Here is a 26101-nt window from a genome sequence, read left to right on the forward strand (position 1 = left end):
CGATCCTGCGGGGCACCCGGACTCGGGTGCCCCGTCACATCCGGACCCGAACGAGCCGAAGGACTGACATTGGCGAGCGGACGCGAAGGTGCCGTCGACACGGACGGTCTCGAGGTGACGCTGGAAAACGTCGAGAGGCTGACCGCTCTCGGAACGCTGATCTCCTCGTTGGAGTACCTGGCCGCGAGCAAGAGCTTCGCCGACGACGACCTGCTGAGCTGGGAAGTGGCCCGGACTCGGCACAAGGCGCTCACCGGCCGCATCGGCGACCTGCTCACACCGCTGATGAAGTCGCCGGGCATCAACGTGGTCTTCGCCGCCCGCGCCGCAGGTGCGCTCACCCTGCTCGTGCCGCGGAGCCCCCGGGCGACCAAAACCGCGGCCACGGCGTTGCTGGCAGCTTCGAACTACGCGCTGCACCTGCGCACCCCGTACGGATCGGACGGTTCCGAGCACATCTCGATGATCACGTTCACCTCCCTGCTCGCCAGCAGGGTGGCCCGTTCCGACCCGAGGGCGCAGGACGCCTGCGTACGCTTCGTCGCCCTGCAGTCCTGCCTCTCCTACGGCGTCGCCGGGTTCGCCAAGCTCGTCTCGCCGGTATGGCGCAACGGAACCGCTGTGCGCGACATCTTCCGCACGCACATGTACGGCCATCGCCGAGTGCACTCCGTGCTGAAGAGCGAACCGCGGTTGGCGCGACTGCTGGCGTGGATGACGATCGCAGGCGAACTGGGACTCCCGCTCGTGCTCGTCGCACCGCGCCCGGCGGCGCGCGGCTTCCTCGCCGCGGGGCTGAGCTTCCACGCGGGCAACGCCGTGTTCATGGGCCTCAACCGGTTCCTCTGGGCCTTCCTCGGCACCTACCCGGCGGTGGCCTACGCGGCCAAGAACCTGGAACCGACCCGCATCGGGGCGAAAGCGGGCGTCGTGGCCCGCCTCGTCGGCTCCGGGAGGTGATCACCTTGTCCGCACGGAGCAACGGAACCACCCCGTGGGTGCGGGACCTCGTTCGGCCCTACCGCGGTGTGCTGGCCACCGCGGTCGCCCTGGGCGTGCTCGCCGCGCTCGCCTCACTGGCGCAACCGATGGGGATCGGCTGGCTGGTCGACACCGTGGGGCGCGGCGGAGGGCTCTCCGCGCCGATCGCGCTGCTGATCGGGTTGTTCTGCGTCGACGCGTTCGTCGGAGGAATGCAGAACTACCTCGTGGGTCGCGCCGGGGAATCGGTGGTGCGGGACGTCCGCCACACCCTGGTCGGCAAGATCTTCAGGGCGACCCGGAAGGAACACGAACAACGCCCGAGCGGAGACCTGCACGCGCGAGTGGTCACCGACACCTCGCTGCTCAAGGCCGCCCTGACGCAGAGCCTGGCGACCATGGTGGTCAGCGCGCTGATGGTGACCGGCGGCATCGTCATCATGGCGGTGCTGGACCCCCTGCTGCTCGGCCTGACCCTGCTGTGCCTGGTGGTCGCAGCGGGGGTGACCTTCCTGGTCGCGCGGAAACTGCGCGGCGCCGCTCAGCTCAACCGCGACCGGGTGGGAGCTCTGGGCAGCGACCTGAACCGGGCGCTGTTCGCGATGACCACGATCAAGGCCTCCCGCGCCGAGCACCGCGAACAACAGCGGCTGGGCACCCGGATGGACGAGGCGTACCGGACCGGTCTCGGCGTGACCAGGCTGAACGCCATGCTGGCCCCCGCTGTCAGCGTGGGGCTGCAGGTCTCCTTCGCGGTGGTCTTCGCCGTCGGGATGAGCCGGGTGGCCGCGGGCGGTATGAGCGTGGCCGAGTTCACCAGCTTCGTGCTCTACCTGTTCTACCTGATCACCCCGCTGGTGACGGTCTCCACGGCGCTGGGGCAGCTGCAGCAGGGACTGGCCGCGATCACACGCCTGGACGAGATCCTGCGCCTCGAGCAGGAGGCCCCCTCCCCCGACGAGGACGCCGTCGACGGCGAGAGCTCCGAACCGACGCGGACTCCCCCTGGCGGGAGCGGCACCGCGCCCACCGGGAGCGGCACGCTGGTGACCTTCGCGAACGTGCGCTTCGGCTACGGGAACGGCGTCGAGGTACTGCGCGGAACGACGTTCGACATACCCCGCACCGGGCTCACAGCGCTCGTCGGTCCCTCCGGCGCGGGCAAATCGACGATCTTCACGCTGCTGAGTCGGTTCGACCGCCCCGAAGCGGGGACGATCACCCTGGACGGAACGGACGTCGGTGCGTTGGACCTCGCGGAACTGCGCACTCGAATCGGTTACGTGCAGCAGGACCCGGCGATCCTCTCCGGGACGCTCGAGGAGAACATCCGCTACGCCGCTCCGGACGCCTCTCCGGAGAAGTTCGACGAAGCGGTGCGGCTGGCCGACCTCGACGAGGTGATCGCCGTGCTACCGGACGGAATGAACACCGATGTCGGCCAGCACGGGAGCAAGCTTTCCGGCGGCCAACGACAGCGCGTCGCGATCGCGCGGATGCTGCTCGCGGAACCGGAGCTGTTGCTGCTCGACGAAGCCACGGCGCAGCTGGACTCGAACTCGGAGACGACGCTGCGCGAAACCATGCGTGGCATCGCCGAACATCGCGCCGTCGTCGCGATCGCCCACCGCTTGTCCACCGTGATCGACGCGGACACCATCCTCGTGATCGAGGACGGCGCGGTCCGCGCACGCGGTGACCACGACCAGCTGCTGGCGACCGACGAACTGTACCAGCAGCTGGTCAGAGGCGGGGAAGTCGACGAGCGAACCCCCTGGAACGACGCTCCGGCGGAGGAGCGGGAACCGCTACGACTCGTGGGCCCGGAGGTGCGCGAATGAGGAACTCACCCGCGGCGTGGGTGGGCGGGCTCGGTTTGCTGACCGGCATCGGCGCCCTCGCCGGGAGCTGCTACCAGGCGGTGATGGAGCGCAGGGACCGCGAGTGGTCCAAACCGGCCGGAGAACTGATCGACGTGGACGGACACCGGATCCACCTGGTGTGCGACGGAGCGCGTGAAACCGGCCCCACCGTCGTGTTCGAGAACGGCATGACCTGCCCGCTCCAGGAATGGGAGTGGATCGCGCCACGGATCGCCGAACACACCGGGACAGTGCGCTACGACCGCCCCGGAAACGGCTTCAGCGACCCCACCCCGCACCCGCGCACCGCCGACAGGATGGCCACCGAGCTGGAAACCGTGCTCGAGCGGGCACGGGTTCCGGGACCGTACATCCTGGTCGGGCACTCCTTCGGCGGCTTGCTCGTCCGCCACTTCGCGCACCGCAATCCGGAGCGAACGGCCGGTGTGGTCCTGGTCGACGCGACGCACCCCGAGGAGCTCGAACGGTCCCCGCGGCAGCAGCGCGGTCTGCCCTGGCTCGAACAGACCATGCACACCTGGTGGGCACGTGCGCGGCTCGGGATCCTGCGCCACAGCAACATGGACAGCCCGCTCGACCAGCTCCCGGAGGCAGCGGCCACCACGGTCCGCGAGCGGATGAGCACTCCCGGCTCGTGGCGGGCCGCGCTGCGCGAGTTGCGCGCCTGGCGGGAGTCGATCCAGTACGAGACGAGGAACCTGCCGCTGCCGGGCGGGTGCTCGCTCTCCGTGGTGACCGCGGGAAGGCAGATCAGCAACGATCCCGTGCACGGGCGGCTGCAGCAGGATCTCGCCGCGCTGGGGGCGGAATCCGCTCACACGGTGGTCGACGACGCCGACCACTACACACTCGTCACCGTTCCCGAGCACGCCGAACGAGTCGTGCGAGCCATCGAGTCGACCCTGTCGAGTACCGGCATCGAGCGATCGTTCCGGGAAACCGCAACGGCAGGACGTGCTCACAGCGGAGAAAAGTGATCAGCGATGAACTCTCGAACACTGCTACGCACCGCCCTGTACGGACTCTTCGGGTCATGGTTCGTCGGAACGGTGCTCTGCCAGGACCCGTTCAGACGCGAGGACCGGATCAGGAAGCTGGACAAGTTCAACCTGATCTTCCCGGACTGGAGGTTTTTCGCCCCCAATCCGGGGATTCACGACTACCATCTGCTCTATCGCGATACACTCGCATCCGGCGATACCACCGAGTGGTCGGAAGTGGGTCAGATCGCGGAGCGCAAGCCGCACCACATCGTGTGGCACCCCCACCGCCGCCTGGAAAAGACACTGTTCGACATCGTCGCGGAAATCCTGCGATTCAGCGGTGATACCGGCGCGAAGAAGGATCTGGCGCTGACAGTTCCTTATCTGACCCTGCTCAACTACATAACCAACCGGCAACCCCACGCGACCGATGCGCGAAGTACCCAGTTCCTCATCGCTGCTTCTGGTGGGTACGACCAGAGCGAGGAACCGACCATGCTCTTTCTCTCCGAGAGCCATCGCCTCGAACGGGGGTACCGGCGCTCCGGAAAAGTCTCCGAAGCAGTTCACGCAGAGAGGGGAAAACGTGATCGTACTCATCGACAGACAGGACGACGCACCAGCCTTCAACTTCAGTGACCGAACTCGCAAACTGGCGGGAATCGAACGGATCGAGCACCCGGACTCCCGGGAAGGATTCCTCGACAAGGCCGAGCGGCTGCGCCCGAGGATCGGGATCGTCAGCGCCGAGCGGGCCGACCTCGACATCGGACGGCTCTCCGAGGTCCTGACCACGTGCAACGACTCCGCGGGATTGATCGTGGTCACTTCCTCGGCCGAACGTCAGACAGCCGGATTCGCGCTGCGCAACGGGGCCCGTGGCGCACTTACCCCCGCAGCGACGGAAGAGGAGAGCACCGCCGCGTTGCTCTCGGTCAAAGTCGGGCACCCCTTCGTCGCCCCGGAACTCATCACCGAGATGCACTCGGTGATCGGGACACTGCTGTGCGCGCCGGACCGGAGCAGCGCGGGGTGCGGATTGACCGACCGCGAGCGGGAGGTGCTCAAGTTGCTGGCGCTCGGTTATTCCAACGAGGGGATAGCCGGCCAGCTGTGCATCAGCATCGCCACGGTGCGCTCCCACGTGCTGCACATACTGCGCAAGATGCGGGTCCGCAACCGTTCCCAGGCAGTCGCCACCGCGTACGGGGTGTACGCAGCGGTTCCCTCCGATTCAACGAGTCCGCTCGACGCGCAGGCGGTGTGACGGTGACCGAACCACGCAGACGGGAAACGACTCCCCACCTGATCTACGACGGCGACTGCGGATTCTGCAGCCGCGTGATCGAGCTGCTCGGCACCCTGGTGGAGCACCCGGCGACCGTGGCCAGCTGGCAGTCCCTCGACCTGGAAAGGTTCGGGGTCACGCAGCAACGCGCGAATCGCGAGATTCTCTGGATCGACACCGACGGGGCCGTCTCCGGTGGGGCGATCGCGTTCGGCCGCTACTTCGCCGCGGCGGGATGGCCCCTGCGACCACTGGCCCCGCTGCTGCTGCGCCGCCCCACCCGTTGGCCCGCCGCGCGCGTGTACGAGTTCGTCGCGCGACGCAGGCACCGTTTTCCCGGGGGGACGGACTCCTGCGCGCTGCCGCGGTGACCAGCTCACACGTCCGGCGGAACGCCGCGTGCCGACAACAGGCGCAACACCGGTGCGGAAACCGGCTGATACGGAGGCGACAACGGTGATCGACAACGGAGCCGGAGCGGAGTACGACGTCGTGGTCGTGGGGGGTGGCCCCGCGGGGGCGAGCACGGCCGGTCTTCTCGCCCGGGCAGGGCACCGCGTGGCCGTGCTCGAGCGGGAGCGCTTCCCGCGCTATCACGTGGGGGAGTCCCTGATCACCGGGATGCTCGACGTCATCGAACAGCTCGGGCTCACGCAGCGGCTCGATGAAATGGGATTCGAACGCAAGTACGGTCTGAGCCTGGTTTGGGGGAAGGAACGCGGGCTCTGGGACATCAAGTTCGCCGAGGGCGGCCCCCACGAGTACTCCTACCACGTCCGACGCGCCGATTTCGACGAACTGCTGCTGACCCGGGCCGCCGAACTGGGGGCGACCGTGCTGTTCGAGACCACTGTCCGGGGGCCCGTCGAGTCCGGCGGGGTGGTCACCGGTGTCGAGTACACGACCGCTGACGGCGCACGGCACGTCGCCGGGGCGCGTTTCGTCGTGGACGCCTCAGGGCAGTCCAGGACGATCGCCCGTCGCTTCACCGACCAGCTGTGGCAGGACGATCTGAAGAACATCGCCGTCTGGAACTACTTCACCGGTTGCGGCCGCCTCCCCGAGGACCAGCGCGGCAACATCCTGGTCGAGAAGGTGCCCGCGGACGACGGCTGGTTCTGGGCGATCCCGCTCGGGGAGGACTTCCTCAGCGTCGGGTACGTCTCCCCCACGCACCAGCTGCGCGAGACGCCGCTCACCGCCGCCGAACTGTTCGACGAACGCATACGGCGCACCGAGCACGTCTCCGAACTGACTGCGGGGGCGAATCCGGTCGACCAGTACCGCACCGCACGGGACTGGTCCTACGTCTCCGAGCGGATGCACGGCCCCGGTTGGGCGAGCATCGGCGACGCATCCGGCTTCATCGACCCGCTGCTGTCCACGGGAGTCTGTCTGGGCATCCTCAGCTCGAGTCCACTGGCACAGGCCCTGGACACCGCGCTGAGCACTCCCGAAGATGCCGAAAAGGCACTTTCCTGGTACGAGAAGGGCATAAGCGAGTTCCTCCGCGGAATGACCGACTACGTACGTTTCTTCTACGACGGGGAGCGGGACCGGGAGGATTACGTGCAACGCGCGGAAAAAATGGCGGATCCGGACACTTTTTCCTCCCCCCGTTCCGGATTTGCCGCCGTCATAGCCGGGGTTTCCGGGCTGACTCCCGCCTTCGAGGAGGTAAATAACGAGAAGCAGGGAACCGTTCCGATCGAATAGTCGGAAGCGCAAATCAGCATTTTGGTGGTTGGTGCCGCCCCCGGAGAGAACTAGCGTTACGGACGCGAGCTTCCCAGGGATGTTCGCGAGTTGATCCACTGCAGAACAAGGAGATGTCCGATGAATCGCATCGAGAACGCGGCCGCCCTGCAGGTTCCGGAATCCACCGGAGTCATCGGTCCGCTGGACCGCGTCGAGGGAGTCGCCCCCGTGCTCACCGCCGCCGTGGCCGCGGGGGCCGTGGCCGCAACGGCAGCTGCTTTCGCCGCGGGCAACATGGTCACCGACTACGTCGGTGGTGGTTCCACCGCGCAGCACGACGGCAGTGAGCTCTCCACCATGGCCGTGGGCGACCTGGTGAACTCCCGTCGTCAGGCGATGTCCCGCTGAAGCACTTCGGAAGTTTCGCAGGGAGGCGAGGTGGGGCAGAATGTCACCTGTTCGCTCCACCTCGCGGACCCCGACGTCCCGCCGACGGGGCAACGTCGGCATCTCGCACCATCGTGGGAAAGGCACCAACGTGAGCATCGGCCGGAACGACAACGCGGTGGTCGGCACCGCGGCGGTGGTCTGCGCGGTTCTCGGCGGAGTCGTCGGCCTCTTCACCGGCAATCCCGCCATGACGGCGGCGATCGGCCTGGCCGTCGGCATCGCACTGGCCACCGCGGCACGCGCGGAACGGAAGAATTGAGCACTCCGGACGATTCGAGGGCACGGATGCGTGACATCTCGCTGGCCGAGCGGGTAATGCTGCTCGCCGTCTGGGCGTCCGACGGCGACGCACGTGGTGAGGCGATCGACCACACGCTGGCCGGAGCCGAACTGGCCGAACTGGTGCTGGCTGGACGGGTGACCATCCGCAACGGCACGATCAGACCCACCGGTGGTGCCGGAGACGCCTCCACCGCCCTCGACGCTCCGGACGCGGATTTCACGACCGCCGCCCCGGTCAACGCCGCCAACTGGATCGGCGACAACGCCGCACGAGTGCGCGAGGCCTGCTCGAACGGCCTCACCAGGCGCGGCCTCCTCCACGAACACCGCAGGCGTCGATGGGGATTCTGGCCGGTGCGGTACCGCACCGTGGAGCCGGGCGCACAGCAACCCGCTCTCGACGAACTGCGCGAGTTCGGCGCTGGTACGGACGTCGAACCCCGGGTCGTCACCCTCGCGGCTCTGCTGCGCACCTCCGAACTGCTCGATCACGTGCTTCCGGAAGCGGAGGCGGGAGAGATCGCGCGCCGCCTGGACGAGAACGGCACCGGCTCGTGGCTGGACGAAGCCGTCGGCGAGGCCATCGAACAGGTGCGCACGGCGGTCACCGCCGCGATCACGGCAGGAACCGTCGTGGTGGTCACGAACACCTGATCGAAGGACTCCGTCCACGACGAGCGGGTGAACGCGCAACAGCACCGGCCAGCGGACCCCCGAAGTCGCAACTCCCCGGAAACCGGGGCGGCCCCGCTTCAGAACTGGTAGTAGAGGAAGGGGCTGAACGAGCCGCTGGCGACGAGCAGGCCGGAGTAGAACGTCCCCAGCGTCATCACGCCGAACCGGACCCCCGTGGCGGCACGGCCGCGAGCCACCTCCAGATAGGTTCCCGCGCCCGCCCCGGCGGGCAGCAGCAGGACCACCAGGGCCGCCAGCAGGATCAGCGTGCGCTGGTTGGTCACCGCCGCCTCGACCACGGCGTTCACCCCGGCGAGATCGGGAACCAGCATGCTGCCCAGCATCGTCAGCGCGCTGCCCAGATCGGGGGCGCGGAAGAACACCCAGCCCACCGTCACCAGCAGCACGGTAGCCACCCGACGGGCCACCCGCTCCGGAAGCCCGGCCGGCCGCCGGTCGAGGCCGCACGCCCGTTCGATCACCAGCAGCAAGCCGTGGAACAACCCCCACACGAGGTAGGTCCACGCCGCACCGTGCCAGAAACCGGTCAGCACGAACACGATCGTGAGATTGCGGTAGGTGCGTACCGTGCCGGCGCGGTTCCCGCCGAGCGGGATGTAGACGTAGTCGCGGAACCAGCGCGACAACGACATGTGCCAACGCTGCCAGAACTCGGTGACCGTCACCGAGGAGTACGGCCGAGCAAAGTTCTCCGGCAGCCGGAAACCGAGCATCCTCCCCAGCCCGATCGCCATGTCCGAGTAGCCGGAGAAGTCGAAGTAGAGCTGCACCGTGTAGGAGATCGCACCGAGCCAAGCCACCGCGAAGGTCATGTCCCCCGCCGAAGTGGAGAAGGCGGCGTCGGAGACCGGGGCCAGGCTGTCGGCCACCACCACCTTCTTGCTCAGCCCCCAGGCGAACCGGGGAAAGCCCGCGGCTATGTCGTCGAGCCGGTGGGTGCGGCGCTGCGGCAGCTGATCGGCTATCTCCCGGTAACGCACTATCGGACCGGCGACGAGCTGCGGAAACATCGCGATGTAGGCGACGAACGCGACCGGGTCACGCAGGGCGGGCCGCTCTCCCCGGTAGATGTCGACCACATAGGAGATGTGGTGGAAGGTGTAGAAGGAGATGCCTATCGGCAGCACGAACTCGATCTCGGGCAGGTGCCCGCCGAACCAGCCCGCCAGCACCGCGGCCTGCTCGGAGGCGAAGCCCGCGTACTTCCACACCCCGAGCACGGTCAGGTTGAACAGCACCGCGCCGAGCAGCAGGTGCCGACGGCGGTTCCTGTCGAAGCCCCACTCGTCCGGCTCCAGCTTCCTGCCGACGAGGAAGTTCACCACGATGCAGCACAGCAGCAGCACCGTGGTGCCGCCCGCCCCGCTGGCGTAGAAGACCAGGCTTCCCACGGCGACCACCGCGTTGCGCCCCGCACGAGGTGCGATCAGCACCGCGAGCAGCACCGCGGGCAGGAAGTACCACAGGAAAAGCGGAGTTGCGAACGACATCGGTGTCCGGGGTCGGGTCGGCGTGGAACGAAGGCTCCCGCTCGGTTATCGCGAGAACTCTAACCGAGCTCCACTTTCCGCCGGTACCGAATGCGTGGATTCCGCGGTGAGGCGAGTTCCACACCGCACTGCCCGCGCGAGGGCGCGCCGTCGCGCGAGCGCGACCGCCGACGCGCGGTCCCGAGCACCCGCTCGGACGGGCCGAGAAGCGCACCTCCACCCCGCTGGGCCGGCGGAGCCCCCGCTTCAGCTCAGCCTGCGCCGCCGTGCGATCTCGGCCATCACCACACCGGACGCGACCGAGGCGTTCAACGACTCCACCCCGGAGGCCATCGGGATCGAAACCGTCTGGTCGCAGTGCTCCTTGGTCAGCCTGGCCAGCCCGCGCCCCTCGGAACCGACCACGACCACGATCGGATCGGTGGCCAGCTCCAACTCGTCCGAGGTGATGTCCGCGTCGGCGTCCAGCCCCACGGCCATCAGCCCGTCCGACTTGAAGTCCTTCAAGGTGCGGTTCAGGTTGTTCGTCTTGGCGACCGGGATCCGGGCCGCCGTTCCCGCGCTGGAACGCCACGCGACCGCCGTCATCCCCGCGCTGCGCCGCTGCGGCAGCAGCACCCCGTGCGCCCCGAAGGCGGCGGCGGAACGCACCACGGCACCGAGGTTGCGCGGATCGGTGACCCCGTCCAGGGCCACGATCAGCGGAGGCATGCCGGAGTTCCACGCCGCGGTGAGCAGATCGGCCGGATCGGAGTACTCGTAGGGCGGTATCCGCAGGGCGAGCCCCTGGTGCACCGCGTTCGAGGTCATGCGGTCGAGCTCGGTGCGGGCCACCTCCACCACGGAGATGCCCTGGTCGGCCGCCAGCCGGACGGACTCGTTGACGCGGTCGTCGGTGTCGATCCCGTGCGCCGCGTAGAGCACGTTGGCGGGCACCCCGCTGCGGATGCACTCGAGAACCGGGTTGCGCCCGGCCACCAGCTCACCCGCGCTCTCGGCGATCTTGCGCTGCTTCTCCCGCTGCTGCTGGGCCTGCTTGCGCGCGTCGGCCTTGCGCTTGGCCGGGTGGTTGTACCTGTTCTCCGCCTTGGGAGTGGGCCCCTTGCCCTCCAACCCCTTCTTGCGCTGACCGCCCGAACCGACGACCATGCCCTTCTTGGTGCTGGATTTGCGCACCGCACCCCTGCGTTTGTCGTTACCAGCCACGAACTATCCGTCCTTCAAAGTCCACATCGGCCCGTCGGGGGTGTCCTCGACGGCTATGCCGCACGCCTGCAGCCGGTCCCGCACCTCGTCGGCCGTGGCGAAGTCCCGGCGTGCTCGGGCCTCGCTGCGCTGCTTCAGCAGCCCCTCGACCAGCTCGGACAACGCGTTGCGCGCGGCGTCGGAGCCGTCGTGCTCCCGGGCCCAGTGCGGTGCCAGCGGGTCCAGCCCGAGAATGTCGAGCATCGAGCGCACCGAGGCTGCGGCCGCGCGGGCCCCCTCCTCGTCGCCGGAGTCCAGAGCCGCGTTGCCCTCGCGGATCACGTTGTGCACCACGGCGATGGCCTGCGGGGTGCCGAGGTCGTCGTCCATGGCCGCGACGAACTCGGGAGGCATCCCACCGGGGGACACGCTCCCGGTGCGCTGGACGACGCGGTGCAGGAAGGACTCCATCCGGCCGAAGGTGGCCACCGCCTCGTCCAGCCCCTCGTCGGAGAACTCCACCGTGGAGCGGTAGTGCGGAACGACGAGGTAGTAGCGCAGCTCCACCGGGCGCACCCGCTGCAGCAGCGCCGAGATCGTCAAAGTGTTGCCCAGGGACTTCGACATCTTCTCCCCGGAAGCGGTCACCCAGGCGTTGTGCATCCAGTACGCGGCGAAACCGTCCCCGGCCGCGTTGGACTGCGCCAGCTCGTTCTCGTGGTGCGGGAACACCAGATCCAGCCCGCCACCGTGGACGTCGAACTCGCTGCCCAGGTAGTGGGTCGACATGGCGGAGCACTCCAGGTGCCATCCGGGCCGACCCGGCCCCCAGGGACTCGGCCAGCTCGGCTCACCCGGCTTGGCCGCCTTCCACAGCGTGAAGTCCCGCGGGTCGCGCTTGCCCGAGTCTCCCGAGTCCTCCGCCGGCTGCATCTCCTCGGGACGCTGCCCGGAAAGCCTTCCGTAGAACTCGGAGTAGGACGGCACCGAGAAGTACACGTCCCCTCCCGAGGCGTAGGCGTGCCCGGCCTCGACGAGGCGCTCGACCAGCTCGATCATCTGGGTGATGTGGCCGGTGGCGCGCGGAGTCGCCGAAGGCGGCAGGCAGCCGAGCTGGTCGTAGGCGCTCTCGAAGGCCCGCTCGTGGGTGGCCGCCCACTCCCACCAGGGACGGCCCGCCTCGGCCGCCTTGGCGAGGATCTTGTCGTCTATGTCGGTGACGTTGCGCACCAGGCGCACGTCATAGCCGCTGCGGGTAAGCCAACGCCGCAACACGTCGAATTCGAGTCCGCTGCGCACGTGCCCCACGTGCGGCATCCCCTGAACCGTCGCCCCGCACAAGTACAACGAGGCCACGCCCGCGTGGCGTGGCCGGAACTCGCGTGTGCTGCGGGTCGCGGTGTCATGCAGGTACAGGCTCACACCGCGATGGTACGGGGCGCCCCCTCCGGCCCTGCACGTCGCCCGTTGGAACCCGTGCCGTCACTCGCTCGGCGGACCGAGGCATCACCGGCCGACGCGCCGCGGGACGGCCTCGGACTCACCCCGCCACGGGCGGGGCCGGCCGGGAGCGCTCAGAGCACGATGCCGTGCTCGGCCACGGCCCGCGAGAGGGCGTCCGGCCGTTCCGAGGTGGGCAGCGGCTCGACCAGCTCGAATCGGCAGCCGACCTCGGTCGCCGCGCCGTCCGCCTCGGTGCTGTCCCCGATCATGAGCGCCTCCTCGGGGGCCACCCCGAGTCGCTCGCAGGCCCGCAGGAACAGCTTCGGATCCGGCTTGATCACGCCTTCGACGTAGGACATCAACACCGAGTCGAACAGCTCCCCGATGCCGATCCGGTCGAAGGCCGGACGGATGTCGAAGGCGATGTTGCTGATGACCGCGGTGCGGACCCCCGACTCGTGCAGGCCACGCACCACGGGTTCGGTGTCCGGGTACGGCGTCCAGCAGTCCGGGTCGACCAGGCTGGAGTACAGGGCGCGCGCCTGCTCCGGATCATCGACCCCCGAGCTGCGCAGCACCTCGAGATACACCTTGCGGTGCAGCTCGGGATCGAGGTCCCGCTGCTCCCAGGCCTGCTGGTACTCCTCGGGAAGCTCGGCCACCTTCCCCATCGGAGCGGTCATGCGCCGCATCAGCTCGGTCTGGGCCTCGACGTCCCACTCGCGCCCCGCCGAGTCGACGAGCCCGGACAGCCAGGACTCGTCCTGCTCAAGTCGGAAAAGTGTGCCGGAGAAATCGAAGAGTACTGCGCGCACGGTCACGGCTCCACTCTACGTGGATCACGCAGTCGGCGACCCCGCGAATGCGGTGAAAATCACCGCGCGCCCGAAACGCCCCGGCAGCGAGGTCCCGACCCGGCGCAGGCACGAGCGGACGGCTCGGGTTCTCCGGGTCCTCCGACGCCGAACCGCACCCGAGCGGTCGAGCTCATCCCCTGACGACCAGTGCCGTGGCCATCGCCGCGATCCCCTCGCCGCGTCCGGTCAGCCCGAGCCCGTCGCTGGTGGTCCCCGAAACGGAGACCTCCGCGCCGAGGGCGGCGCCGAGCGCGGCGCCTGCTTCCGCACGGCGGGAACCGATCCGGGGGTGATTGCCGATCACCTGCACGCTCGCGTTCCCGATGCGGAACCCCTCGCCGGTCACCAGCTCCCGCACGTGAGCGAGGAAGTCCACCCCGTGCGCCCCGGCCCAGCGATCGTCACCGGTCCCGAAGGTCGCACCGACATCACCGAGCCCCGCGGCCGCCAGCACCGCGTCGCACAGCGCGTGGGCCGCCACGTCGCCGTCGGAGTGCCCGGAGCACCCGTCCAGCTCGGGCCAGTGGATCCCCGCGATCCAGCACGGTCTTCCCCGCACTATCGGATGAACATCCACTCCTTGCCCGACTCGGGGGAGTTCACTCACAGCCGTTCACCCACCGTCCTTCCGCTCCGTCCTCGCCTCGACCGGAGGACACGCTCGGCGAACCCGCTGCGAACCCCCTGCGCATCCCGTGCGAGCGAGCTAGGCGCTCTGGGGGCCGCTTTCCGCGCACACTTCGGACTCCGAGTCGTGAGCCGGCGCCAGGACCGTCTCGGCCACGGCCAGGTCGAAAGAGGTCGTGATCTTCAAGGAATGACTGTGCCCCGGAACCGTCCGAACCGGATGCCCGGCCCGCTCGACCAGACCGGCATCGTCGGTGGCCACGTCCTGCGAGCAGGCGTAGGCCTCCCGCAGCACCTCGGGCGTGAAGGCCTGCGGCGTCTGGACCGTGCGCAGCGCGGAACGATCGACGGTGGACAGCACGGTGCCGTCCGCATCGACCCGCTTGACGGTGTCGGCCACCGGCAGCACCGGCACCACGGCACGCGCACCCGCCACCACCTCGGCCACCACCGCACGGATCACTTCGGCCGGGGTGAAGGCGCGCGCGGCATCGTGCACCAGGACGACCTCGGCAGTGGGGACGAACCGCTCGGCCGCGTCCAGGGCGGCCCGCACCGAATCCGTCCGTTCGTCCCCGCCGGGGACAACCTGCACCCGGTCGCCCAGCTCAGCGAGCTCGCACTCCATACGACCGCGCTGCTCGGCGGGAGCCGCCACCACGACGTGGTGCACGCTGCCCGAGTGCAGCAGGCCACGGACGGCACGCAGCAGCAGGGACTCACCGAGTACCGGAACCAGGGCCTTGGGCACACCGGCGCCGAGACGAGTTCCACGTCCCGCGGCCGGAACCAGAGCTACGACGTCCACACTACTCGGATCGTCGGTCAGGCCGTCGTTGCCAGCACTTCGTCCAGCAGGCTCTCGGCCTTGCCTTCGTCCGTGCCTTCCGCCAGCGCGAGTTCGCTGACCAGGATCTGCCGCGCCTTGGTCAACATTCGCTTCTCCCCCGCGGAGAGCCCGCGGTCCTGTTCGCGTCGCCAGAGGTCGCGCACCACTTCGGCCACCTTGTTCACATCGCCGGAGGCGAGCTTCTCGAGGTTGGCCTTGTACCGACGGGACCAGTTGGTCGGTTCCTCGGTGTGATCCGAACGCAGCACGTCGAAAACGTGATCGAGACCCTCCTGACCGACGACGTCCCGCACGCCGACGTGCTCGGCGTTCTCCGCCGGGACTCGAACGGTCAAATCTCCCTGTGCGACCTTGAGCACGAGGTACTGCTTTTCCTCGCCCTTGATCACACGTGTCTCGATTGCTTCAATCAGCGCAGCGCCGTGATGCGGGTAGACGACGGTCTCTCCGACCTTGAAAACCATGTGTCCTCTGCCCCTTTCGCTGTGTTCAGTCTAGCATGGTCAGCAACGCCACCTCGACGGGCTCAACATCTTCGTTGCAGGTCAGCGGGCAAACAGGGGTTGACAAAAAGGCTTTTTTCATGCAACGCACGTAACCTCGATCACCGACGCACGATCCGCCGCGCCCCACGCGCACACCGCGCCCAGGGGTGCGGCCAACATCGCCGACGACAACGGTTTAGGCTCATACTCGGTTGTCCGGCAAGCAGGAAGGACGCTGCATCCGTGAGCCGCTCACAGCACAGCAAGGCAGTTCGCCCGCGGTTGGTGCCCGCAGTCGTCGGGCTCGGTGCCGTTGTCGCACTCTCCGGCTGCGCCACCGGCCAGCAGGCGGAAACCTCCCAGCAAGTCGCCGCCATCGCAGGCGCGAGCGCCGATGCCGAGAGCATGGCGGTCCGGAACGCGACCCTCGGTTTCCCCGAGGAGACCAACGGGAAGGCCGTCTACGAGAAGGGCTCCAGCGCCCCGGTCGACGCGGTGTTGGTCAACGGGTCCGAGCAGTCGGACCAGCTGGTGCGCGTGAGCAGCAGCTACGCGCAGTCGACCGAGATCACCGGCACCAAGACCATCCCCGGTAACCAGCGGCTCTACGCCGTGGAGGAGCAGGGCGGGTCGAGCGACCAGCTGACCGCAGCGGAGGCCGCCAACGACGAGCGCGAGACCGTTCGGATCTCGTTGAACGGGCTCTCGCAGGACATCTACCCGGGAACCACCATCCCGGTGCGGTTCACCTTCGCCGAGGCGGGATCGGTGACCCTGCAGGTCCCGATCGGGAACAGCCCCAACCCCCGCCCCGAGCACGGAAGCCAGCACGGCTCCACCGGCTCTGAGCAGCACAGCGCTTCGCACTCGGAGCAGGAGAACCAGTCCGGCGAGAACTGACCACGGCGGTCCGGCTCACCCGTCCGGTGTGAATCTCCGGACGGGTCGACTCACCGGAGGTCGTCCTGTCGGGCGAGCCGGATAGCCTTTGCCCGTGGCTACCAAGAACGCGCGAACCGGCAAACCCGGTTACCGCTGCACCGACTGCGGGCGCACGGTCGCCAAGTGGGTGGGACAGTGCCCGGACTGCGGTCAGTGGGGAACTGTGGAGGAAGCCGCTCCCCAGCCCACGAGCCCGTCCAAGGTCGGCACCGCGGTTCCCTCCACGCCGGCCAAGCCCATCGCCGAGGTCGACCTCGACTCGGCACGTGCCGTGGCCACCGGCATCGACGAACTCGACAGGGTCCTCGGCGGGGGAATCGTCCCCGGGGCGGTCGTCCTGCTGGCGGGTGAACCCGGAGTGGGAAAGTCCACACTCCTGCTCGAGGCGGCCCACCGCTGGGCCGCGGGCGGTTCCGGCGGGCGCTCCCTGTACGTCACCGGCGAGGAGTCCGCAGGCCAGGTGCGACTGCGCGCGGAACGCACCGGCTCGCTGCACCCCGAGCTCTACCTCGGCGCGGAGAGCGATCTGCCCTCCGCCGTCTCCCACGTGGAAAAGCTCCAGCCCGGGCTGCTCATCGTCGACTCCGTCCAGACGGTGCAGTCCGGGGACGCCGAGGGCACCCCCGGTGGAGTGGCCCAGGTCCGCGCCGTCACCAGCGCCCTGGTCTCGCTCGCCAAGGAACGCGGACTCCCGGTCATCCTGGTGGGACACGTCACCAAGGACGGGGCGGTGGCCGGACCGCGCTCCCTGGAACACCTCGTCGACGTGGTCCTGCAGTTCGAGGGCGACCGGCACTCCACGCTGCGCATGCTGCGCGGTGTGAAGAACCGCTTCGGCCCGGCCGACGAGGTCGGTTGCTTCGAGCAGGGCGACGACGGGATCGCCGAGGTCCCCGACCCATCCGGACTGTTCGTCAACGGCCAGCAGGCCCCGGTCCCCGGCACGGCGGTCACGGTGGTCGTGGAGGGCAAAAGGCCCCTGCTCGCCGAGGTTCAGGCGCTGGTCAGCCCCACCCAGTTGAGCATGCCCCGCAGGGCGGCCAGCGGGCTGGACTCCGCGCGGGTGTCGATGATGCTGGCCGTGCTCGACAAGCGAGGCAACCTCAAGACCGCCGACCAGGACGTCTACGCGGCGACCGTCGGGGGGATGCGGATCACGGAACCGGCCGTCGACCTGCCGACCGCACTGGCCGTGGCTTCCGCGAAACTCGACCTCCCCCTTCCCGCGGGAACGATAGCCGTGGGGGAGGTCGGACTCGCCGGAGAGGTCCGCCGGGTCAACTCCGTGGGACGCAGGCTGGCCGAAGCGGCACGGCTCGGCTTCGAGCACGCGCTGGTGCCTCCGGACACCGGACCGCCTCCCCAGGGGATCCGCGTCACCGAGGTGGCCGACATCCGCTCCGCGCTGCGCACGTTGCGCAGACAGTGAGCCGCTCGTGGTGTTCGCCACACCGCGTGATCGTCCGGCGTCGATCACGATAGTCTCGGACAAAAAGGACGGCCCGGCGCCGGCCGCGGAAACCCCCTTTCCAACGGCACCGGGACACCCCGCAGAACCACGCACGCGAACCGAGCCGACCGAGAACTCGAGGAGGTCCACCTTGACCGCGACCGACGACCTACTCACCCGCAACCACCGGCAGCGCGAGTCCTGGGACGGGCAGGTGCCCGGTCCACCCAGTCTGCGGACAGCGGTGGTCACGTGCATGGACTGCCGCATCGACCCGGTGCGGACCCTGGACCTGGGCACCGGCGAGGCACACGTGATCCGCAACGCGGGCGGCGCGGTCACCGAGGACGTGCTCCGCTCGCTGTCGGTCAGCCAGCGCAAGCTCGGCACCACCGAGGTCGTGCTGATGCACCACACCCGCTGCGGCATGGCCACCTTCGCCGAGGGCGAGTTCAAGCAGGAGCTGGAGGAGGAGACCGGGCAGCGCCCCACCTGGTCGGTGGAGACCTTCGCCGACACAGAGCAGGACCTGCGGCAGTCCGCGCGGCGCGTCCGGCAGAGCCCGTTCCTGACGGAGACCACGAGCGTGCGCGCTTTCGTGCACGACATCGACTCCGATGAGCTGACCGAGGTTTCCCTCGACTGATCGAAATTTGTTGAATTCCGTCGGCTCGGTTTGCTTGGCGGCGCGTGCGGCGGTGCCAACTGCTCGGGCTCGTAAGCACCTGCGTTGGCGTGAACCCTTGATCGGGAGTTCCTGTCCGGGGCGCTGACTGCGTAGGCTCAGAGCGCTCTCGTTGGAGCGGACCCTCGAACGGAAGTTCCTGACAAGAGTTACGGCGGCGCCGAAACACACCGCGGCAGCCGGGCCACCCGGCCGGACAGCGTGGTGAGCCGAGCGCCGCCGTGCGCGGCGCGCATGACACGATCGGTGTGCCATGAGGAATCCGGAGCCGAACACGGTCGGGGCCGAACCGCGGGAAGCCGCGCTCGATCCCGACGAACTGATCGAGTGGTTCACCGCCGAAGGACGTGACCTGCCGTGGCGCGGGGCCGACGTCGACGGCTGGGGCGTGCTGGTCAGCGAGACGATGCTGCAGCAGACCCCGGTGAACCGGGTGCTGCCGATCTGGCGGGAGTGGCTGGAGCGCTGGCCACGCCCCTCCGATCTCGCCGCGGCGAGCCAGGGGGAGGTCCTGCGGGCCTGGGGCAAACTCGGTTATCCGCGCAGGGCCATGCGGCTGCACGAGGCCGCCGCGGTGATCGCCTCGGAGCACGGAGACCGTGTTCCCTCCGATGTGGACACCTTGCTCGCCCTGCCCGGGGTGGGCACCTACACGGCGCGAGCCGTGGCCGCGTTCGCCTACGGCAAGCGGGCCCCCGTGGTGGACACGAACGTGCGTCGCGTGGTCGCGCGCGCGATCCACGGCGCCGGCGACGCGGGCAACCCCTCCCCCAAGCGGGATCTCGCCGACGTCGACGCGCTGCTGCCTGCCGACGACCGCAGGGCCTCCGGGATGTCGGCCGCCCTGATGGAACTCGGGCAGACCGTCTGCACCGTGCGTTCCCCGGCCTGCGAGAGCTGCCCGCTCCACCACGGCTGCGCCTGGCGCGCGGCGGGCAAGCCCGCCTACGACGGCCCGCCGAAGAAGGTCCAGCGGTTCGCCGGCACCGACCGCCAGGTGCGCGGACTGCTGCTGGACGTGCTGCGCGGCTCCGAGGGACCGGTCCCCAGGGCGAGCCTGGACGCGGTGTGGAGCGAGGCGGGCCAGCGTGACCGAGCGCTCGACTCCCTGCTGGTGGACGGTCTGGTGGAGCAGACCGAGGACGGCAGGTTCGGCCTGCCCGGCGAGCACTAGACGGCTGTTCGCCGCGCCGCCTCCGCGTGGCCTGCTGCCGGGCTGAACTTCCCGCGGCTGCGGCCGCTGCCCGCCCCCGAGGTGCGTTCCGCCGCTGCCCGCTTGCGGGAAAGTTCCCGCACCGACCAGCAGCTCGACCGGAAGAGCCCCACGGACACGCCCGAGGGCGATCTCGAGTTGCCGAGCCCCGGCTGAGGGTCCAGGTTGGATCAACAACCGATCCGTTGCCAGGGGGGTCCATGAGCTCCGACGGAGTGGGCATCACCGCTCGCGGGATCACCGCGCGCGGGCCGTTGGGGCCCGTGTTCGAGAACGTGGACGTCACCGTCCAACCCGGCGAGCTGGCCATGGTGGCCGGCCCCTCCGGAACTGGGCGGACCTCGCTGCTGCTGGCCCTGTCGGGCAGGCTCCGCACGGTCGCAGGCCGGATCGAGGTCGGCGGCCACAAGCTGCCCAGGCACTCCAAAAAGGCCAGACAGCTGGTCGTGCCCGCCCTGCTGCGCCCAGGTTTCGAGCTGGAGCGGTGCTGGAGGGTGCGCGAGGCGGTGCGCGAACGCCGCGTCACGAGCAGGATCGGCAACACGGACGTGTCCGAGGCCTTCGCCCTGGTCGGGATCGATCCGGAGCCCGAAGCGCTGATCGGCTCCCTGCATCCGGGTGAACGGCTGCTGCTCGCCGTAGCGCTCGGCGCGGCGGCCTCACCCGCCGGGTTGCTGGTCGACGACGTGGAGCTGGGACTTCCCGCAGCCGCGCGGGTCAGAGTGTGGACCGCCCTGAAGGCGGTGAGCGCGACCGGCACCACTGTGCTCGTCAGCACGACGGATCCCCCGAGTTTCGCGGCAGGGCCGGTGATCAGGCTGCCCCGCTCCGACGGCGACTCGGAGGAGGAGCCCCGGCACGACACGCGGCCGGACATCGCGACACCGTTCGAGCTGGAACAGCTCAGGGGGACCGGGCTCGTCTCCCCGACCACACCGGTGCCCGGCAACGGTCCCGAACAACCCGACCTCTTCTCCCTCGTGGAGGACACTCCCGGATCGGACGAAAAACCCGGCCCCGGAGGCGGAGACACCGCGCAGTTCCCCGGACCGGAGCAGTCCGATCCGGAATCCGATGAGGACGGACGTGCGCGATGAGGGTCGTCAAGCTCGCACTGCTCGAACTGCGCAGGTTCCGGGGTGGCAAGCTCCGCCCGCTGGTGCTGGTCGCGCTGGTGCTCGTTCCGCTGCTGTACGGCTCGCTGTACCTGTGGTCCAACTGGAACCCCTACGGCAGGACGGAACACGTCCCCGTGGCAGTGGTCAACAACGATCAACCGGTGCGCGCCTCCGGCCAGTTCATCGACGCGGGGAAGCAGTTCACCGAACAGCTGCGTTCCCGCAGGCTGTTCGACTGGAACTTCGTCGACGCGCGGGAGGCGCGGCGCGGGCTGCGCCAGGGTGACTACTACTTCACCATCACCGTTCCGAAGGACTTCAGCGCCAAGCTGGGGAGCGCGACGCACCGCCTGCCGCAACGCGCCGAACTCGAGATCACCAAGAACGACGCGAACGGCTACATAGCGGGCATCATGGCCGACACGGTCGAGGCCGAACTGCAGAACCAGATCAACGCCGCCGCCCACAGCGCCTACGCGCGGACGCTGTACGACGAGATGGACACCATGCGGCAGAAGCTGTTGAACGCCTCCAAGGCCGCCGAACAACTCGTGGAGGGGACCTCGCTCAGCGTGCGCGGCACCGAAGGGCTCAGCAGCGGCCTGTCCGGAGCGGTGGACGGTGCGCGCGACATCTCGACGGGCGTCGACGACATCTCCACCGCCGCGGCCCAGCTGGACCGCAGGTTGACGGCGCTGACCAACCTGACGGCGGACAGACTGCCCGCGCGGATGGACGACGCCGTCGACGCCGGGGGCGCGGTGGTCCAGGGGATGAGCACGGTCGCCACCGCGACCTCCTTCATCGCCGACAGGGCCTCCAACGACGTGGCCGGGCTCGAGGAGCTCGGCAGGAAGCACCCGGAACTTGGCCAGGACCCCACCTACCGCCGAGTGCTGCGCAACGCGCGGCAGCTCGCGGGCACCACCGCGAAAACGAACGACCGGGCCTCCGAAGTGCTGTCCGAGGCCCGCAGGGCCAACTCCGAACTGGCCACGCTGCGGCGGAGCGTGGACACCGTGCAGCAGCGGATCACCGCGGTCACCGAACCCGCCGACCGGGTCACCGCGGGCACCTCGGCGCTGAGCAGCGGAGCCGAGACGCTGACCAGCAGCCTGAACAACCTGTCCTCCAGCAGCCGAACCCTCAACGCGGGCGCGCAGCAGCTCAACAGCGGGGCCGAGGAGCTGAAGTCCCTGGTGGATCAGGGACTGTCCCGCATCCCGCCCACCGACCCGGCCCGGGTTTCGCGGGCGGCCGACGTTCTCGGCTCCCCCACGGCGATCACCCAGCAGAACCTGAACCCGGCACATGTCTACGGGCGCGGGTTGGCCCCGTTCTTCTTCGCCATCGCACTGTGGGTGTTCGGGCTGTTCGCCTACCTGCTGTTGAAACCGGTGAACACCAGAGCCATGGCCGGCAGGAACCTGGCCGCCACCATCGCCCTGGCCGGCTGGCTGCCCGCGGCCGTGCTGGGCACTCTCGGCGCCGGGGTGCTGCTGGCGGTCGTCGGCTTCGGTCTGGGGCTGGACCCGATCCACCTGTGGCCGACGGTCGGCTTGCTCGCCCTGGGGGCGACCGCCTTCGTCGCCATCGACCACCTGCTGCGAACAGCTTTCGGCGCCGTCGGGGACGCGGTGTCCCTCGTGTTGCTGATCGTGCAGCTCACCGCTTCGGGAGGGCTGTACCCGATGGAGACCACCCCGGTTCCCTTCCAGGCGATCCATCCCTACCTGCCGATGACCTACCTGGTGGACGGCCTCCGGGTGACCATATCCGGCGGTCTCACCGAGCACCTGGTCCGCGACCTGATCGTGCTCGGCGGTTTCCTGCTCGCCTCGCTGGTGCTGACCACGATCGTGGTAGCCAGACAACGGGTGTGGACCATCGGACGGTTGCATCCCCGGATCGAGCTGTGAGGCCGCCGCTGCCGCGCGGCACCGATCACCACGCCCGCCGCGCCGACGAACGCCGCGCCGACGAAGTGCGCCGGGCCGCACGAACCACCTAGGCTGGCGGCATGACCGTGGTGAAGATCAACGCCCTGGAAGTGCCCGAAGGCAAGGGCGCCGAGCTCGAACGGCGCTTCGCCCAACGCCAGGGGGAGGTGGACCAGGCGCCCGGCTTCCTCGGCTTCGAGCTGCTGCGTCCGGTCCAGGGCGACAACCGCTACTTCGTGTGCACCAAGTGGGAGTCGGAGCAGGACTTCCGGAACTGGGCGGAAGGGCCCGCCAAACGAGCCCACGCCTCCGAGGGCGAGGACCCCGTGGCCACCGGCGCCAGCCTGCTCGAGTTCGAACTGGTCACCGAGTCGCACCCCGAGCGGTGACCGCCCCGTCGCGGGACGGAGTCGCTGAGCACGGCCGGCGGATCTCCGCCGCGAACCACGGGCCGCGCGGTCACGACGGCACGACGAGCTCGGCCAGCACGGCCCGGTGATCGGTCCCGTCCACCTTGAACGTGCGGTAGTCGCGCACGGCGGTGTCCCCGCTGACCAGCACGTGGTCGAGGGTGACCGGTGGGGCCCAGGGGCGTCCCAGCTCGGGCCAGGTCGGGGCCAGCCCGTCGCCGGTCACTTCGGCCGCGTCCGAGTACCCGCGTCCCAGCAGTTTCCGGAGCGGGGCGTGGTCCAACGTCGCGTTGAAGTCCCCGGCCAGTATCCGCGCCGGTTGGGACCGGTCGGTGGCAGGCGCAGGCAGTGAAGTTATCTCGCGTTTCCAGCCCGCCGTGGTGTCGCCCCCGACCGGCACCACGGGATGCGCGGCGACGTACTGGACGTCCCGCTCCCCGGGCAGGTCTATCCGGGCCGAGGGCTGCTGCATGGTGGTGTTCGAAGCCAGCGAGAGCTCGTGCAGCGGATAGCGCGCCACGATTCCCGAACCGTCCCCGTTGCCCTCCGGCTTGAGCACGCTGTACGGCAGGGTGTCGAACAACCCGGCCCGGCGCAGCTCATCCACCATCCCGGAGCTCAGCTCCGGCATGCTCAGCACGTCCACATCGTTGCGCCGAACCAGCCGAACCAGCCGGTCGGCATCGGCCTTGCCGAAGTACACGTTCGCCGTCAGCACGTTCAACGAGCGCCCCTGCACGTCACCCGACTCGTCGGCGAGCACGCGCGGGGCGACGCCAGCGGCGAGCACGGCGGTCACCATGGCCACGACCAGCGCGATCAGCCAGCGGCGCAGCGACAGCGCGAGCAGCAGCAGCACTCCACCGCCAGCCGTGACGTAGGGGGTGAGCGCGATCAGCGCCGAGGAGATCTGACCGCGTTCCAGTCCACCGAACCGCCCCAGGGCCACCGCGCAGAGAAACGCCGCGAGCAGCAGCAACAGCAGGGTGACGATCCGACCTCCGGGGGCGCGGCGGCGACCACGCGGCGGCTTCCGCTGCTCGGACATCGACTCGTCCTCGACCAGGTCGTCACTGTGCATATCCGCCGCCTCACGCCCCATACAGCCACACCTACCGGAAAACTTCCGTCCTCGACTCGAGCTGTGTCGCACCTCACCGGAGGGACGTGCCGATTGTGCTTCCTTGTCGGACAATCGACTCGCACCGGGTGGAGGCGCAGACCGCCGGAGAGCGCACAGTGCCCGCGCGGTTCCGGCGGTTCAGCGGGGCGCTCGACCGCTCAGAAAGCGAGCCCCAGCGCCCAGCTGCCCACCCCGTACAACGCGGCGGGAATCAGCACGAGCGCGCTGAGGTTGATCCACCAGCCCGCTTTCACCATCTGCGGGATGGTCACGTAGCCGGAGCCGAAGACGATCGCGTTCGGTGGAGTCGCCACCGGAAGCATGAAGGCGCAGCTGGCCGCCACCGCCGCCGGAACGACCAGCACCAGCAGATCCATGTTCAGTCCGAGCGCCACACCGGCGAGGATCGGCAGGAAGGTGGCCGCTGTGGCGGTGTTGCTGGTCATCTCGGTGAGGAAGACTACCGCCGCCACGGCCACCACGATCAACAACAGCACCGGCACCCCGCCGAGGGCGCCGACCTTGTTGCCGATGAACGTGTCCAGTCCGCTGGACCCGACGGCCGAGGCCAGCGAGAGCCCACCGCCGAAGAGCAGCAGCACTCCCCACGGCAACTTCGCCGCGGCGGCCCAATCGAGCGTGAAAACCCCTTCCCGCACGCGGACCGGAGCCGCGAACAGCACCAGAGCCGCGGCGATGGCTATGCCCGCGTCGGAGAGGTTGAGCCCGGGCAGCAGGTTCGAGAGCGGTTCGCGCAGAATCCACAGCAGGGCCGTCAACATGAACACCACGAGCACGACCCGTTCCCCTCGATTCATGGGGCCGAGCTTGGCCAGCTCGCTCTTGAACAGCTCACGCCCACCGGGGATGTCGGTGAGGCTCGTCGGGTAGATCACCCTGGTCAACAGCGCCCACGTGATCAGCAGCAACGCGGCCGCCAGCGGCAGGCCGAACAGCATCCACTGCCCGAAGCCTATTTGGATTCCGTAGGTCTCCGACAGGAAGCCGGCCATGAACAGGTTCGGCGGGGTCCCGATCAGCGTGGCCAGGGATCCGATGCTGGCCGCGTAGGCGATGGCCAGCATCAGGCAGACGGCGAAACGTCCCGCCCCGGTGTCGCCCCGGTCCCGCATGCCGTGTTCCACGGTTTCCTCGTCGGAGTCACCGCGCAGGCGTTCGAAGACGAGGGTCAGCACCGACATGCCGATCGGCAACATGACCACAGTGGTCGCGGTGTTGCTGACCCACATCGAGAGGAACGCGGTGGCCAGCATGAAACCACCGACGATCCGCACCGGGCGGGTACCGACCGCGAGCACGGTACGCAGCGCTATCCGGCGGTGCAGCCCCCAGCGCTGCATCGCCAGGGCCAGCATGAAACCGCCCATGAACAGGAAGACGATGTCGTTGGCGTAGGGGGCGGTGGCTTCCTCGACATCACCGACCCCGAGCAGCGGGAACAGCACGATCGGCAACAACGCGGTGGCCGCCAGCGGCAGGGCTTCGGTGACCCACCAGACCGCCATCAACACGCCGACCGCAGCGACTCCCCGTCCCGCGTGAGTGGCTCCGTCCTCACCACCGGGCAGGAGGAAGTAGACGGCTACGGCCAGGAGCGGTCCCAGAAACCTGCCGATCCAGGCTCTGCGGGAAATTCTGGTGGGCTCCGCGGTTTCACCTAATTCCGGTGCCTCGGTCGAACTGTGCTCGTCACTGCCGGCGACCATTGCTTCCCCCACCTCGATCTCGACGTATCGCTCTCACCGAAGGTGATGATGAGTCCGCCACTGCGAATCGCGAGAAACCGTAATGGTTCTCGAGCGTTTCGGAAAGTGCGAGAATGTTCATACGCCATGCGAGAGGGGTGCGCATGGTGCGAGGGGTGCACACATGTCTGTGCCCACCCCTCGCGTCGGGGGGTGGGCACAGTTTGGGGGGTTGGGTCGGCGGTGTCCGAGTCTCCCACACCCGTGGGGGTGCAGTACCTTAGGCGCTGGAGGGCTTAGCTTCCGGGTTCGGGAT

General features: G+C 69.0%; 26 protein-coding genes. 17 read left to right on the top strand and 9 right to left on the bottom strand.

Annotated features, from left to right (window positions below; translation table 11 throughout):
* Window positions 1-69 precede the first annotated feature (69 nt).
* The 10 genes from G9Q41_RS14995 (at window position 70) to G9Q41_RS15040 (ending at window position 8219) form a co-directional block, all read left to right on the top strand.
* Window positions 70-960 carry a hypothetical protein gene (locus tag G9Q41_RS14995; protein WP_207631062.1) on the top strand — a complete coding sequence of 297 codons (891 nt, stop codon included), beginning with the start codon at window positions 70-72 and terminating at the stop codon, window positions 958-960.
* Window positions 961-965: 5 nt separating this feature from the next.
* Entirely contained in the window at window positions 966-2822 is a 1857-nt protein-coding gene (locus tag G9Q41_RS15000; protein WP_165632796.1) for an ABC transporter ATP-binding protein, read from the top strand.
* Window positions 2819-3841: an alpha/beta hydrolase gene (locus tag G9Q41_RS15005; protein ID WP_165632795.1), complete on the top strand. Its 1023-nt coding sequence runs from the start codon at window positions 2819-2821 to the stop codon at window positions 3839-3841. Before G9Q41_RS15000 ends, G9Q41_RS15005 begins: the two co-directional genes overlap by 4 nt.
* A 6-nt stretch (window positions 3842-3847) precedes the next feature.
* On the top strand, window positions 3848-4486 hold the full coding sequence (locus G9Q41_RS15010; RefSeq protein ID WP_207631061.1) for a hypothetical protein: 639 nt from the start codon (window positions 3848-3850) through the stop codon (window positions 4484-4486).
* Window positions 4434-5114 carry a response regulator transcription factor gene (locus G9Q41_RS22735; RefSeq protein ID WP_347567536.1) on the top strand — a complete coding sequence of 227 codons (681 nt, stop codon included), beginning with the start codon at window positions 4434-4436 and terminating at the stop codon, window positions 5112-5114. Before G9Q41_RS15010 ends, G9Q41_RS22735 begins: the two co-directional genes overlap by 53 nt.
* A gap of 2 nt (window positions 5115-5116) precedes the next feature.
* Window positions 5117-5506: a DCC1-like thiol-disulfide oxidoreductase family protein gene (locus tag G9Q41_RS15020; RefSeq protein ID WP_165632794.1), complete on the top strand. Its 390-nt coding sequence runs from the start codon at window positions 5117-5119 to the stop codon at window positions 5504-5506.
* An 85-nt stretch (window positions 5507-5591) separates the two neighbouring features.
* Window positions 5592-6851, top strand: coding sequence for an NAD(P)/FAD-dependent oxidoreductase (locus G9Q41_RS15025; RefSeq protein ID WP_165632793.1), 1260 nt, complete (start codon window positions 5592-5594; stop codon window positions 6849-6851).
* A 120-nt stretch (window positions 6852-6971) separates the two neighbouring features.
* A complete protein-coding gene (locus G9Q41_RS15030) occupies window positions 6972-7241 on the top strand; it encodes a hypothetical protein (protein ID WP_165632792.1) in 270 nt (89 codons plus the stop codon).
* 130 nt (window positions 7242-7371) lie between these two features.
* The gene (locus G9Q41_RS15035) at window positions 7372-7542 is read left to right on the top strand and encodes a hypothetical protein (RefSeq protein WP_165632791.1); all 171 of its coding nucleotides are present in this window, start codon (window positions 7372-7374) and stop codon (window positions 7540-7542) included.
* Window positions 7543-7568: 26 nt separating this feature from the next.
* On the top strand, window positions 7569-8219 hold the full coding sequence (locus G9Q41_RS15040; RefSeq protein WP_165632790.1) for a GPP34 family phosphoprotein: 651 nt from the start codon (window positions 7569-7571) through the stop codon (window positions 8217-8219).
* Between the two features lie 98 nt (window positions 8220-8317).
* On the opposite strand, the gene G9Q41_RS15045 is transcribed toward G9Q41_RS15040, so the two are convergent.
* The 7 genes from G9Q41_RS15045 to G9Q41_RS15075 form a co-directional block, all read right to left on the bottom strand.
* On the bottom strand, window positions 8318-9751 hold the full coding sequence (locus tag G9Q41_RS15045; protein WP_165632789.1) for an MBOAT family protein: 1434 nt from the start codon (window positions 9749-9751) through the stop codon (window positions 8318-8320).
* A gap of 246 nt (window positions 9752-9997) precedes the next feature.
* Window positions 9998-10957 carry a 23S rRNA (guanosine(2251)-2'-O)-methyltransferase RlmB gene (gene rlmB, locus G9Q41_RS15050; protein ID WP_165632788.1) on the bottom strand — a complete coding sequence of 320 codons (960 nt, stop codon included), beginning with the start codon at window positions 10955-10957 and terminating at the stop codon, window positions 9998-10000.
* 3 nt (window positions 10958-10960) lie between these two features.
* Complete coding sequence (gene cysS, locus G9Q41_RS15055) at window positions 10961-12358, bottom strand: cysteine--tRNA ligase (protein ID WP_165632787.1); 1398 nt, start codon at window positions 12356-12358, stop codon at window positions 10961-10963.
* Between the two features lie 152 nt (window positions 12359-12510).
* Window positions 12511-13200, bottom strand: coding sequence for an HAD-IA family hydrolase (locus G9Q41_RS15060; RefSeq protein WP_165632786.1), 690 nt, complete (start codon window positions 13198-13200; stop codon window positions 12511-12513).
* A 166-nt stretch (window positions 13201-13366) separates the two neighbouring features.
* On the bottom strand, window positions 13367-13843 hold the full coding sequence (gene ispF / locus G9Q41_RS15065) for a 2-C-methyl-D-erythritol 2,4-cyclodiphosphate synthase (RefSeq protein ID WP_165632785.1): 477 nt from the start codon (window positions 13841-13843) through the stop codon (window positions 13367-13369).
* 99 nt (window positions 13844-13942) lie between these two features.
* On the bottom strand, window positions 13943-14671 hold the full coding sequence (gene ispD, locus G9Q41_RS15070; protein ID WP_092524572.1) for a 2-C-methyl-D-erythritol 4-phosphate cytidylyltransferase: 729 nt from the start codon (window positions 14669-14671) through the stop codon (window positions 13943-13945).
* A 17-nt stretch (window positions 14672-14688) separates the two neighbouring features.
* The gene (locus G9Q41_RS15075) at window positions 14689-15177 is read right to left on the bottom strand and encodes a CarD family transcriptional regulator (protein WP_017972969.1); all 489 of its coding nucleotides are present in this window, start codon (window positions 15175-15177) and stop codon (window positions 14689-14691) included.
* A gap of 264 nt (window positions 15178-15441) precedes the next feature.
* On the opposite strand from G9Q41_RS15075, the gene G9Q41_RS15080 reads away from it, so the two are divergent.
* The 7 genes from G9Q41_RS15080 (at window position 15442) to G9Q41_RS15110 (ending at window position 22935) form a co-directional block, all read left to right on the top strand.
* Window positions 15442-16098 carry a copper chaperone PCu(A)C gene (locus G9Q41_RS15080; RefSeq protein WP_139186562.1) on the top strand — a complete coding sequence of 219 codons (657 nt, stop codon included), beginning with the start codon at window positions 15442-15444 and terminating at the stop codon, window positions 16096-16098.
* A 94-nt stretch (window positions 16099-16192) separates the two neighbouring features.
* Window positions 16193-17569 (top strand): DNA repair protein RadA, encoded by a 1377-nt coding sequence (gene radA, locus G9Q41_RS15085; RefSeq protein ID WP_092524574.1) that lies wholly within the window; start codon window positions 16193-16195, stop codon window positions 17567-17569.
* Window positions 17570-17741: 172 nt separating this feature from the next.
* Complete coding sequence (locus tag G9Q41_RS15090; RefSeq protein WP_092524576.1) at window positions 17742-18236, top strand: carbonic anhydrase; 495 nt, start codon at window positions 17742-17744, stop codon at window positions 18234-18236.
* A 292-nt stretch (window positions 18237-18528) separates the two neighbouring features.
* Window positions 18529-19449, top strand: coding sequence for an A/G-specific adenine glycosylase (locus G9Q41_RS15095; RefSeq protein WP_165632784.1), 921 nt, complete (start codon window positions 18529-18531; stop codon window positions 19447-19449).
* A gap of 239 nt (window positions 19450-19688) precedes the next feature.
* Window positions 19689-20585 (top strand): ATP-binding cassette domain-containing protein, encoded by an 897-nt coding sequence (locus G9Q41_RS15100; RefSeq protein WP_165632783.1) that lies wholly within the window; start codon window positions 19689-19691, stop codon window positions 20583-20585.
* Window positions 20582-22525, top strand: a complete 1944-nt coding sequence (locus G9Q41_RS15105; protein WP_165632782.1) for a YhgE/Pip domain-containing protein — start codon at window positions 20582-20584, stop codon at window positions 22523-22525. The genes G9Q41_RS15100 and G9Q41_RS15105 overlap by 4 nt, the downstream gene beginning before the upstream one ends.
* Before the next feature lie 101 nt (window positions 22526-22626).
* Complete coding sequence (locus G9Q41_RS15110) at window positions 22627-22935, top strand: antibiotic biosynthesis monooxygenase (RefSeq protein WP_092524584.1); 309 nt, start codon at window positions 22627-22629, stop codon at window positions 22933-22935.
* 70 nt (window positions 22936-23005) lie between these two features.
* Here the strand turns inward: G9Q41_RS15110 and G9Q41_RS15115 are convergent, their stop codons facing one another.
* Together G9Q41_RS15115 and G9Q41_RS15120 are read right to left on the bottom strand one after the other, a co-directional pair.
* The gene (locus tag G9Q41_RS15115) at window positions 23006-24037 is read right to left on the bottom strand and encodes an endonuclease/exonuclease/phosphatase family protein (RefSeq protein ID WP_242687476.1); all 1032 of its coding nucleotides are present in this window, start codon (window positions 24035-24037) and stop codon (window positions 23006-23008) included.
* A 200-nt stretch (window positions 24038-24237) separates the two neighbouring features.
* Window positions 24238-25806, bottom strand: coding sequence for an SLC13 family permease (locus G9Q41_RS15120; RefSeq protein WP_207631059.1), 1569 nt, complete (start codon window positions 25804-25806; stop codon window positions 24238-24240).
* Window positions 25807-26101: the final 295 nt, after the last annotated feature.

This window comes from Actinopolyspora sp. BKK2 (genome assembly GCF_011291845.1).
Classification (GTDB): domain Bacteria; phylum Actinomycetota; class Actinomycetes; order Mycobacteriales; family Pseudonocardiaceae; genus Actinopolyspora; species Actinopolyspora saharensis.